We start from the raw sequence: 11431 nt of genomic DNA, 5'->3' as shown, positions 1-11431 counted from the left end.
CTTCCCCCTCCCCCACCTCACCCCCTTCTTCTTCTCGTCGGTCTTCACGACCCCCAATGGGAGCGCTTCCATGCCTGAGCCCGTTACCCCCGTGACCTTCCCTCCCGCCTTTCTCTGGGGCGCGGCGACCTCCGCGTACCAGATCGAGGGGGCGGTGCGGGAGGACGGCCGTACCCCCTCGATCTGGGACACCTTCAGCCATACGCCCGGCAAGACCGCCGGCGGCCAGACCGGTGACGTCGCCGTCGACCACTACCACCGCTACCGCGACGACGTGGCGCTGATGGCGGACCTGGGCCTGAACGCCTACCGCTTCTCCGTGTCCTGGTCCCGGGTGCAGCCGACCGGCCGGGGCCCGGCGGTCCAGGTGGGCCTCGACTTCTACCGCCGGCTGGTGGACGAGCTGCTCGCCCACGGCATCAAGCCGGCCGTCACCCTCTACCACTGGGACCTGCCGCAGGAACTGGAGGACGCGGGCGGCTGGCCGGAGCGGGACACCGCCCTGCGGTTCGCCGAGTACGCGCAGATCGTCGGCGAGGCCCTCGGCGACCGGGTGGAGAACTGGATCACCCTCAACGAGCCCTGGTGCAGCGCCTTCCTGGGCTACGGCTCCGGTGTGCACGCCCCCGGCCGCACCGAACCGGCCGCCACCCTGCGCGCCGCCCACCACCTCAACCTGGCGCACGGACTGGGCGCGACGGCCCTGCGGTCGGTGATGCCGGCCCGCAACCAGGTGGCGGTCAGCCTCAACTCCTCGGTCGTACGGCCCCTTTCGCAGGAGCCGGCCGACCTGGCGGCGGCCCGCCGGATCGACGACCTGGCCAACGGCGTCTTCCACGGCCCGATGCTGCACGGGGCGTACCCCGAGTCGCTGCTCGCCGCGACGGCCCAGCTCACCGACTGGTCGTACGTGAGGGACGGCGACCTGGACACCATCCACGTGCCGCTGGACGCGCTGGGCCTGAACTACTACACCCCGGCGCTCGTCTCGGCGGCCTCGGAGCGGCTGACCGGCCCGCGCGCGGACGGGCACGGCGCCAGCGAGCACTCCCCGTGGCCCGGCGCCGACGACGTGCTGTTCCACCAGACGCCGGGTGAGCGCACGGAGATGGGCTGGACGATCGACCCGTCGGGCCTGCACGAGCTGATCATGCGCTACACCCGGGAGGCTCCGGGTCTGCCCCTCTACATCACCGAGAACGGCGCCGCCTACGACGACAAGCCGGACGCCGACGGCCAGGTCCACGACCCCGAGCGCATCGCCTATCTGCACGGCCACCTCGCGGCCGTCCGCCGGGCCATCACGGACGGCGCCGACGTGCGGGGCTACTACCTGTGGTCTCTGATGGACAACTTCGAGTGGGCGTACGGCTACGACAAGCGGTTCGGCGCGGTCTACGTGGACTACGCGACGCTGGAGCGGACGCCCAAGTCGAGCGCCCGCTGGTACTCCGGGGCCGCCCGCACCGGGGTGCTGCCCGCGGTGGAGACGGCCTGAGGGGCACGGCCTGACCTGCGCCGCCTGACGGGCGCCCGAACGGGGGGGCGGGGCGCGGCACCCTAGGGGAGTGCCGCGCCCCGTCTGCTGTGTCCTTCAGCTCAGTTGAAGGCTCCGAACGCCTTGGAGAAGGCGAACTTGTCCTGGTTGATGGAGCTGCACGTGGCGTCGGCGGTGGGCTTGGTGCCGCCGGCGCAGGCCTTGTCGCGGGTCGCGGACCACATGGCCAGCCAGCCGAGGCCCTTGGACTTGGCGAAGTTCACCAGCTGGGTGGCGTCGTCGACCTTGAAGACCTCGGCGGAGACGTCGTTGACGCCGATCATCGGGGTGACCGCGACCGCCTTCCAGGCGGCGCTGTCGGACAGCCCGAGCACGCTCTTGACCTGGGCCTGGGTGGCGGTGGCGGCCTGGATGGCGTAGTCGCCCATGTCGCCGTTGAAGGAGGCGCCGTAGTCCATGGCCATGATGTTGACGGCGCTCGTCTTCACACCGTTCGCCTTGGCGTTGGACAGCAGGTTGACGCCGTCCTGGGTGAGGCCCTGGGGCATCACGGGGAGGGTGAAAGAGACGTCCAGGCCGGGGTGCTGCGCCTGGAGCTTGGCGATGGCCTGGGCGCGGCGCGTGTTGGCGGCGGTGTTGGGCAGCGCGCCGCCCTCGATGTCGAAGTCGACCTTGGTCAGCTTGTAGGCGTCGATGACCTTGCCGTAGGCCGCGGCGAGCTGGTCGGCGGAGGAGCAGGTGGTGCCCAGTTCGGAGCCGGAGGCACCGCCGAAGGAGACGCGGACGTCACCGCCCTTGGCGCGCAGGGCGCCGATCTGGGAGGCCACGCCGTCGCTGTTCAGGTCGGTCACGCCGCCCCACTTGGGGGTGCAGCCGCCGCCGTCGGTGATGAAGGCGAGGTTGTAGTTCTTCACGCCGGTGGCGTCGGCGGAGCCGAGCAGGTCGAACGCCGGGTAGAGGGAGGTGTCGACGTAGGGGGAGAAGCCGGCCGAGGAGGTGGTGCCGGTCCCCGTGCCGGTGCTGTGGGAGGGCGTGGGGGTGGGGGTCGCGCTGTGGCTGGGGGTCGGGGTGGGCGTCGGGGCGTCGGTGGGGCGGCCGCTCGGTTCGGGGGTGGGGCCGTCGTCCGCGGAGCACTTGGTGTCGTCGACGAGGCAGTGGGCCGGGTCGCCGGTGCCGCTGACGACGAAGCCGACGGTGACGGACTTGCCGGGGGCGAGGCCGGCGGTGTCCCACGTGGCGGGCTTGACGGTGACGTGCTGGCCGCTGACGCTCGACTCGCCGTTCCACAGCGAGCTGAGCTTGGTGCCGGCCGGCAGGTCGAACTCCAGCGTCCAGTCCTTCTCGGCCTGGCCGCTGTTGTTGGTGACGACGTACTGCGCGGTGTAGCCGGTCGACCAGCTGCTGGTCTTCGTGTACGCGGCGTTCACCCCGGCCGCGTTGGCGGTCCCGGTGAGCAGGAGGGCGCCGCCGCCGACCACCGCCGCGGCGACCACGCCGCCTATCGCCTTGTTCCTGCCGCTGATCCTGCGCCGGTGCGTGCTCATGCGCGTGCCTGCCTTCACTGCTCACTGGAGGGGGGTAACAGGGGATGTCACAGCCCTGTGGGGTGCGGCAGCACGTTAGCGATACGGAATCGGACAATCGGCTTGATGCGGACGGCGGTTGGCGTCCTTAGGGTGCGCTTAAGGAAGGGATCGGGGGCGGTTAAAGGTAGAGACCAGTTTGCCCGTACGGCGTCTGCGGACGCGGTGTCCGAGGCGCGCCGGGCGCCGTCCGTCGAGCTGGAACCAGATCCGCACCTCGGTCCCGCCCAGCACCGAGGAGCCGATGCGGACGTCCCCGCCGGTGGATTCGGCGAGGCGGCGCACGATGTCCAGGCCGAGGCCGGTCGAGCCGTCGCTGCCGGATCCGCGCCCGCGGGCCATCGCCGCCTCGGGGTCGGGTATGCCGGGGCCCGCGTCGGAGACCAGCACGATCACCGCGTCCTCGCCGTTGTGCACGTCGACGGCGAAGGCGGTGCCCTCGGCGGTGTGCCGGAACACGTTGCCGAGCAGGGCGTCGAGGGAGGCGGCCAGGTCGGCGCGGGCCACGGGTATGCGCACCGGACGGTCCACACCGGCCACCCGCCACGTGCGGCCCTCGTCCTCGGCGAGCGCCGACCAGAACTTCATGCGTTCGCGGACCACTTCGGCGGCGTCGCAGCCGGCTCCGGCGCCGGCCGCCACGGTCTGCGGCTTGGCGTCGCGCGCGGTCCGGATGATCGTGTCGACCTCCCGCTCCAGCTGGGCGACGGCCGCCCTGGTCTGCTCGGCGGCGGGACCGGCGCCGAGGGAGGCCGCGTTCAGCCGGAGCACCGTCAGCGGGGTGCGCAGCCGGTGCGAGAGGTCGGCGGCCAGTTCCCGCTCGTTGGCGAGGAGCTGCACGACCTGGTCGGCCATGGAGTTGAACGCGACCGCCGCCAGTCTGAGTTCGGTCGGACCGTCCTCCGGGACCCTGGCCCCGAGCCGGCCCTCCCCCAGTTCGTGGGCGCCCTCGACCAGCCGCCGCGCGGGCCGCACCATGCGCACCCCGAGCCGGTCGGCGACGGCGACCGAGCCGACGATCAGCGCCAGGCCGACGGCGGCGAGCACCGCCCACGCCGTGCCGACGCCGTTGCTCACCTCGGACTCGGGCACGTACACCTCGACGACGGCGATCGCGCCGGAGCCGAGCGCGACCGGCTGCAGCAGGGTGAAGCCGCCGCTGACCGAGGTGGTGGAGGCGCGGCCCATGTTCCGTACGGCGGTCACGTCACGGCCGGCGGCGCGCTGCCGGCCGATGTCGACGGCCGGTCCGGAGCCGTCGGCGGGCAGGTGGACGGCCATCCCGGAACCTGCGCCGGCGGAGGCGACGACCCGCTCCAGTTTGTCCCGGTCGGTGGTGATGGACAGCGCGGGGGCGACGGCTGCGGCCTCCCGCTCGGCATTGGAGAAGGCGCGGTCGCGGGCCATCTCCTTGACCACGAGTCCGAGCGGGACGGCGAAGGCGACCACGACCATCGTGGTGACCGCCAGGCAGACCTTGACCAGGGCCCATCTCATCGTGGCGGCTCCCCCGGTGCGGGCGGCTCCAGCTTCACCCCGACACCCCGGAGGGTGTGCAGGTAGCGGGGCCGGGCGGCGGTCTCCCCCAGCTTGCGGCGCAGCCAGGACAGATGGACGTCGATGGTCTGGTCGTCGCCGTAGGACTGCTGCCACACCTCGGCGAGGAGTTCCTTGCGCGGGACGACGACGCCGGGGCGGCCGGCGAGGAAGGCGAGCAGGTCGAACTCGCGGCGGGTCAGGTCCAGTCGCGCGCCGTCCAGGTCGGCCTGCCGGCGCAGCGGGTCGACGGTCAGGCCGCCGACGCGCAGCACGGGCGAGGGCGGGGCCTCGCCGCCGCCGGACCGGGCCCGGCGCAGCACGGCGGCGATGCGCGCGGACAGGTGCTCGACGGAGAACGGCTTGGTCAGGTAGTCGTCCGCGCCCGCGTTCAGCAGCCGGACGACCTCCGACTCGTCGTCGCGCGCGGTGGCGATGATGACCGGCACGTCGGTGATGCCGCGCAGCATCTTCAGGGCCTCGGAGCCGTCCAGGTCGGGCAGTCCGAGGTCCAGGATGACGACGTCGAAACGGAGATGGGCGACCTCGCGCAGCGCCTCCAGTGCCGTACCGACGCTGCGCACGGTGTGCGAGGCGTCGGTCAGGTGCCGGATGAGCGCCGAGCGTACGAACTGGTCGTCCTCGACCACGAGCACACTTGCCATGCGCCGCACCGTACGCCATCCGCGCGAGCCGCATCCGGGCCTGTGGACAACTCGGCGGTTGTGGAAAACCTCTCCCTCATCGACGGGACGCGGGACACCCGTGGGACAGGTGGGGCAGTATGGCCCGACGATGCGCAGAGGACTCGTTCACGTACTGGCCTGGCTGCTCGCGACGGGCGCGGCGGTCACGCTGTCGTGGTGGGGTGTCCACACGGTGATGACCGGCACGGCGTACGACCCGCCGCGCGCCCTGCCCATCACCGCGGCCGAGGTGTCGGCGCAGCGCTCCGGGGCGCCCTCGTCACCGCCGCCGCCCCCACCGCCGTCGCACAGCGGTTCGCCCGCTCCCTCCCCCACCTCGCGCACGTCCGCGCCGCCGAGCCACCGGCCGTCGCACTCCCCCTCTCCCTCGGCGTCGGCGTCCGGCCGGGTCAAGGCGTACGACACCGACGGCGGCCATGTCGTCTTCGCGCTGGCGTCGGCGGACGCCACCCTCGTCTCGGCGACGCCGGGGACGGGCTGGTCGATGCAGGTGTGGAAGACGGAGACCTGGATCCGGGTGGAGTTCAGCCGGGGCGCGGACCGGGTGTCGGTCTTCTGCGACTGGCACGACGGCCCGCCGCACGTGGACGTGGGCACCTACTGACCGCTCCGGGGCAACGCGTTCACCGCGCTCATCCCGTTCACCGCGCGTCGCGGAAGACGGACGCCGGTGGGGCCGGGGAGGCCGTGGCCGCGGCGTCCGTGACGGGGGTCGCGCCGCCGGTGAAGTCGATGAGGGGCCTGCCGTGTTCGAGCCGGCCGGGGTGGGGGTCGGAGGCGGCCCGTCGGGTGAGGTCGGCGAGCGGGAGGGGCCGGTCGGCGGCGACGAGGATCGCGTTGCCGAAGCGTTTGCCGCGCAGTACGGGCGCGTCCGCGATCAGCGCGAGGTCGGTGAAGCGGGCGGCGGCGGTGGCGATCTGGCCGCGCAGATGGGCGAGCGGCGGGCCGTCGGCGAGGTTGGCGGCGTAGAGACCGCCGGGGGCGAGGGTCCGGCGGACCTCGTCGAGGAACTCGGTGGAGGTGAGGTGGGCGGGGGTCCGGGCGCCGCTGAAGACGTCGGCGACGACCAGGTCGGCCCAGCCGTCCGGCACCTTGGCCAGGCCCTCGCGGGCGTCGGCCGTCCGCACCCGGATGCGGGCGCCCGGGTCCAACGGAAGGGCGCGGCGGACCAGCTGGACGAGGGCCGCGTCCCGCTCGACGACCTGCTGGGTGGAGCGGGGCCGGGTGGCGGCCACATACCGGGCGAGGGTGAAGGCGCCGCCGCCCAGGTGCAGGGCCCGCAGCGGTCTGCCGGGCGGGGCGGCGAGGTCGATGACATGGCCGAGGCGGCGCTGGTACTCGAAGGACAGGTGCGCCGGGTCGTCGAGGTCGACGTGCGACTGCGGCGCGCCGTCGATCAGCAGCGTCCAGGCCCGGGGGCGGTCCCGGTCGGGTATGAGTTGCGCGAGTCCGCCGTCGACCTCTTCCGCCACGGCCTCGGCGGCCGCCGCGCCGCGCCGGGTGTTCCTGGACCTGCCCATCGGACCATTTTCGCAGGCACCGGGGAGGCGCGCCGTGCGGGACCTCGGCGGTACGAGCGGGGCGGTGAACGACACGTGCCGGACCTCGGCCGTGCGTGCCGGACCTCAGCGGCAGCTGTCCGCGGCCTCGATCATGCGGGCCGCCTCGCCGAGGGCCCGGCGCAGCACCGCGGGGTCGGTGGCGGGGTGGGCGCCGCCGGGCGGCAGCAGCCAGTCGGAGCCCTCGACCGGGGGTTCGGGGTCCAGCCGCAGTCCGCGCCCGTCGGTCCTGGTGCAGGTGCTGCCGGGCACGTCCCAGCCGGCGGCCGTACCGGCCGGCACCAGGAAGCCGAGGGTGTCGCAGCCGTCGTCGTGCAGCACGGGCCCGACGGTCTCCCCGATGCCGCGGCGCAGGATGTCGACCGCCTCGAGACCCTGCCGGGTCGGCACCGTCACCAGGTCGCACAGCGGCGGGCCGCCGGGCGCCCCCGTCCCACGCGCCCACGACAACGACATACAAGGATCGTTGCTCTGGCTGGTCTCCATGCCGGCCTCCACCACACTGCCTTGTTGCGGTCCATGGAGTCCAACGCGCGAGCGCGTCAACGGCTACGGCGGAAGTGCGCCGCAAAGGATGGCAGTTCATGGCAGATCGTGGATGAGATATCCGGTTTGTAGCCAAACACCGCGTAGCGGGTCCGGTACAGCAGGTACGTTCTTGCCCGCCGGAACCAGGGCGTCTTGCGGGCAACTCGTCCGAATCCGCCCCGGCTCCGGCATGGTTCGACGGTTCGCACGAGAGGACCCGGCCATGGCGCTGTCAACCGAGACCTCGTCACAGCCCGACCAGCCACCCCGGCCCAACTTCGCCTTCCGGCGGTTGCGCGGCCACCGTTCACCGGCGGAGTTCGCCGCGCTGGTACGGCGCGCCGCCTGCGAGATCGGTGAGCGGGTCAGCTGCGACGCGCGCTACGTCGGCAGGGTCGAGGCGGGTGAGATCCGCTGCCCCAACTACGCCTACGAACGGGTGTTCCTGCACATGTTCCCCGGCCGCACGCTCACCGACCTCGGGTTCGCGCCGCGCTCGTCCGTCCGCGGACGCGCGGCACGTCCGGCGCCGGACGACCCGGTCGTGCCCCCGCCGAGGTCACCGGGCCCGCTTGAGACGTGGGGGGCGTGCGAGCCGTATGAGCCGTACGAGCCGTACGGCGAACCGCACGAGCCGTACGACCCGCACGAGCCGTACGAGAACGACCACCTGAACCACGAGGAGAGCGACGTGCTGCGTCGCGCATTCATGTCCGGCACCGGCGCCACCGTCGCCGCCGCCACTCTGGGCCCGCTCGGGTTCGCCACCGACGCCGCGGCGGCCGTCCGGCCCCCGCGGCGCGCCGGTACCGGTGAGGCCTCCGCTCTGGAGGAGGCCGTCCGCCGCATCCGGCTGCTCGACGACCGGCACGGCGCGGACGGCCTGTACCAGCGCGCGGCGGCGCCCCTGCGCGCCGCCTACGCGCTCCTGGACGCCGGCGCGACCCGGCAGACGACCGCGGAGCGGCTGCACTCGGGCGCCGGTGAACTCGCCATCTCCGTCGGCTGGCTGGCCCACGACTCGGGCCGCTTCGACGACGCCCGCTCGCACTACGCCGAGGCCCTGGCCACCGCCCGGGTCACCGGCGACCCGGCGCTGGAGGCGCACGCCTTCTGCAACACCGCGTTCCTCGCCCGGGACGCCGGCCGGCCCCGGGAGGCGGTCCGCGCCGCGCAGGCCGCCCAGCGCGTGGGCCGCCCCGTGGGCTCCGCCCGCCTGATGTCCCTGCTCGCCCTGCGCGAGGCCGGCGGCTGGGCGGGGCTCGCCGACCGCACCGGCTGCGAGCAGGCCCTCGCCCGCGCGCGGGCCCTGTTCGACCGGGGCCACTGCGACGCCGACCCCGAGTGGATGAGCTTCTACGGGGAGGCCGAACTGGAGGGACTGCAGGCGCAGTGCTGGTCCACCCTCGGCGACTGGCGCCGCGCGACCCGCCACGCCCGCCGGGCCACCGCCCTCCAGAACCCGCACTTCACCCGGAACATCGCCCTCTACACCGCCGAACTCGCCGACGACCTGGCCCGCGACGGCCGCCCCGACGAGTCGGCGACGGCGGCCCTGCGCGTCCTCTCGCTCCTGGACCAGGTCCAGTCCTCCCGCATCCAGACGATGCTGGCGGGCACGGCCCGGGTGCTCCTGCCGCACCGACGGGCCTCCGGCGTCTCGGAATTCCTGGAGCGGCACGCCTCGCTGCCGCGCGGGGTGCGGACCTGACCCACCCCCTCAGCTATCGGTTCCGGCCCGTCAGGACGTGTTGCCGCTCGGGCCGAAGAACTCGATCTCCGCGATGGCGACCTGCTTCTTCGACGACGTCAGGAACGACGACTCGATGGTGAAGCGGACCTTGGTGACCTCGCCGACACGGAACTGGACTGGTTGCGCGCCCGAACTCTGGTCCAGGGTGATCTCCCGGTCGACGACCGTGCCGTCGTCCCGGGTGATCGTCGCCTTGACGCGGTGCGGGAGCGCCGACGTGGTGTTCTTGTCGGCGTGCGCGGACACGCCCGGGGTGATGAGCAGGTCGAGCAGCCTGGTCGGCTGGTCGAACTTCGCCTCGATCCACTGGCCTTCGCCGGGCCCCGTGATGCCCGGCCCCCACCACGTGTTGCTCTTCTTGTCGATGACCAGCAGCGGTTTGTGGCCCGGGAAGGTCCTGGACGCGCTGATGGCGTCCGGCGTGACCTCGGAGCGCTTGGCGAAGTGGTCCTTGGTCGCCTGGATGCCCTTCGGCAGATTGACGGCGGCGACGATCAGTGCGGCCAGGACGATCGCGTAGCCGGCCCAGCTCAGGATCCGCCCGAAGGTGCGGCGCAGCCGCGGCCGGTCGCCCGCCCACGGGGTCTCGCCGCGCCGTCCGTCGAGCAGCCGCCGCCACCAGGGGCGCGGCGACGGTGGCTCGGAACCGCCGGCCATCGGCATCGCACACCGGGTGCAGTAGTGGCGGTCGGGCCGGTTGGGCGTGGCGCACCAAGGGCAGGCGACACCGCCGCCGATGCCGAGTTCCTCGCCGGGGGCGCGCACCGACTGGGGGCGCTGGGGTGTGGGACGGCCGGGCAGTACGGGGACGACGGACGGGGTGGCGGCGGGCCGGGGCTCCGGGTCCTGGACCGGGACCAGCAACTGCCGGGCACGGTCGTTCAGGTCGTCGCCGCCGGCCCCCTGAGCGGCCAGGGGCGGGTTCGGGCCACCCGGTTCGGCGTCCGGTGCCGAGCCGAAGTCCGGTACGGGACCGGGTGCCGGCATCGACCCTGCGTGCGGTACCGGACCCGAGCCCGGCACGGGACCCGCGTGCGGTATCGGTTCCGTGGGGGCGGTGTCCTCGACCGAGCGCGGGCCGCCCAGGGGGGCCGCGCCCGGGACCGTGTTCGGGCGGTCGCGCAGGTCCGCGTCGGGGGCGTAGCCCGTCCCGCCCGTTCGGCCCGCCCCGCCGGTCTCGTCTGCCCCGCCGGCCCCGCCGGCGTCGGCCGTATCGGCGGCGGGATCCCGGCGGCCGGAGCCCGTAGGCGCCGTACCTGAGGCGGCGCCCGGTACGGGCCCCACGCCCGGGGTCCGCTGCGGCACCGACCGCGCGGCGGAGCCGGAGCCCGGGACGGCCGCCGACCCCGCTGCGGCGGCGGCACCGGGCCCGTCGTACGCCGCGCGGGTGGCGGGACCCGCACCCCCGTCGGTCCGCGCGTGAGCGCCCCGGCCGGGGCCGCCGGCGTCGCCTGCGGCGGCGGGAACCGTGGCTCCCGCGCCCGAAGCGGTACCACCGGTCGCGGCGCCGGAAGCCCCCGTATGCCCGGCCGAACCGCCGGAGGCCCCCGCCCAGCTCAGTACGGCACCGCAGGCGTCGCAGAACGACTGGCCAGGCTCCGCGCGGGTGCCGCACTCGGCGCAGTTCTGGGTGGTCGTCATCTCTCCTGGGTCCTTTCGGCGGGTTCGTCCGGCGACCCTGCGGGCGCGGGACGAACCCGCCCCGCGGCCCGGGTCACCTGGACCGTGTACGGCATGTGGGCGGGGCGGGCGGCGGACACGAGGGTGTCCAGGCGGTGTTCGTCCGCACGGGTGGGGTGGGGCAGCCGGATGTGCACGTGCAGCCTGGGCCGCGTCTCGCCGGGGACGGGGCCGAGCGGACGGCCGCTCCAGTCGGCGGCCCCGCTCTCCGTGATCTCCGGTTCGACGCCGAAGGCGAGCCGCACCGCCTCGGCGAGTCCGCGCCGGGTGCCGCGGACCCGGTGGAGACGGGCGGCGGCGGCCACGGCGGCGCGCAGCCTGTCCTCCGGTTCGCTGCCGTCGGTCTCGGCGCCGATCCACGCCCCGAGGTACTGGGTGAAGTCGAGTGGTGCGAGCGACGGCGTGAAGTAGGCGTCGACGCAGTCGAGCACGTTGAGGATCGGCGCGACGGTGTCGTCGAGGCCGCCGACGAACCGCTGTGCGAGGTCGTCGTCGGCGAACACGGCCGGCAGCATCGGGCCGATGGGCGCGGACGAACCGAGCCCGTCGATCGCGCCCCTCATCCGTGCCACCCCCCGGCGCGCTGG

The 11431-nt window shown here is 74.0% G+C and carries 10 protein-coding genes; 3 read left to right on the top strand and 7 right to left on the bottom strand.

Annotation, left to right across the window (positions count from 1 at the left end):
• The first annotated feature begins 70 nt into the window (after nt 1-70).
• Nucleotides 71-1498 carry a GH1 family beta-glucosidase gene (locus DBP14_RS22900; protein ID WP_129309026.1) on the top strand — a complete coding sequence of 476 codons (1428 nt, stop codon included), beginning with the start codon at nt 71-73 and terminating at the stop codon, nt 1496-1498.
• 101 nt (nt 1499-1599) lie between these two features.
• Here the strand turns inward: DBP14_RS22900 and DBP14_RS22895 are convergent, their stop codons facing one another.
• From DBP14_RS22895 to DBP14_RS22885, 3 genes are all read right to left on the bottom strand, one after another.
• Entirely contained in the window at nt 1600-3042 is a 1443-nt protein-coding gene (locus DBP14_RS22895) for a cellulose binding domain-containing protein (RefSeq protein WP_129309025.1), read from the bottom strand.
• Between the two features lie 138 nt (nt 3043-3180).
• Nucleotides 3181-4578, bottom strand: a complete 1398-nt coding sequence (locus DBP14_RS22890; protein ID WP_129309024.1) for a HAMP domain-containing sensor histidine kinase — start codon at nt 4576-4578, stop codon at nt 3181-3183.
• Complete coding sequence (locus DBP14_RS22885; protein WP_129309023.1) at nt 4575-5282, bottom strand: response regulator transcription factor; 708 nt, start codon at nt 5280-5282, stop codon at nt 4575-4577. The genes DBP14_RS22890 and DBP14_RS22885 overlap by 4 nt, the downstream gene beginning before the upstream one ends.
• Nucleotides 5283-5412: 130 nt before the next feature.
• Between DBP14_RS22885 and DBP14_RS22880 the strand changes: the two genes are divergently transcribed.
• A complete protein-coding gene (locus tag DBP14_RS22880; RefSeq protein ID WP_129309022.1) occupies nt 5413-5928 on the top strand; it encodes a hypothetical protein in 516 nt (171 codons plus the stop codon).
• 37 nt (nt 5929-5965) lie between these two features.
• Here DBP14_RS22880 and DBP14_RS22875 read toward each other — a convergent pair whose 3' ends face one another.
• Both DBP14_RS22875 and DBP14_RS22870 read right to left on the bottom strand, forming a co-directional pair.
• Entirely contained in the window at nt 5966-6844 is an 879-nt protein-coding gene (locus DBP14_RS22875; protein ID WP_129309021.1) for a fused MFS/spermidine synthase, read from the bottom strand.
• Nucleotides 6845-6949: 105 nt separating this feature from the next.
• Nucleotides 6950-7369 (bottom strand): hypothetical protein, encoded by a 420-nt coding sequence (locus DBP14_RS22870; protein ID WP_129309020.1) that lies wholly within the window; start codon nt 7367-7369, stop codon nt 6950-6952.
• A 265-nt stretch (nt 7370-7634) separates the two neighbouring features.
• Here DBP14_RS22870 and DBP14_RS22865 point away from each other — a divergent pair, with 265 nt between their 5' ends.
• A complete protein-coding gene (locus tag DBP14_RS22865; RefSeq protein ID WP_129309019.1) occupies nt 7635-9122 on the top strand; it encodes a hypothetical protein in 1488 nt (495 codons plus the stop codon).
• Nucleotides 9123-9152: 30 nt separating this feature from the next.
• On the opposite strand, the gene DBP14_RS22860 is transcribed toward DBP14_RS22865, so the two are convergent.
• Together DBP14_RS22860 and DBP14_RS22855 are read right to left on the bottom strand one after the other, a co-directional pair.
• The gene (locus DBP14_RS22860; RefSeq protein WP_129309018.1) at nt 9153-10805 is read right to left on the bottom strand and encodes a zinc ribbon domain-containing protein; all 1653 of its coding nucleotides are present in this window, start codon (nt 10803-10805) and stop codon (nt 9153-9155) included.
• A complete protein-coding gene (locus DBP14_RS22855; RefSeq protein WP_129309017.1) occupies nt 10802-11407 on the bottom strand; it encodes a phage tail protein in 606 nt (201 codons plus the stop codon). Before DBP14_RS22855 ends, DBP14_RS22860 begins: the two co-directional genes overlap by 4 nt.
• Nucleotides 11408-11431 lie beyond the last annotated feature (24 nt).

Origin of the sequence: Streptomyces sp. L2, from assembly GCF_004124325.1 — a bacterium.
Lineage (GTDB): Bacteria > Actinomycetota > Actinomycetes > Streptomycetales > Streptomycetaceae > Streptomyces.
This window is presented reverse-complemented; position numbering and strand designations above follow the sequence as displayed.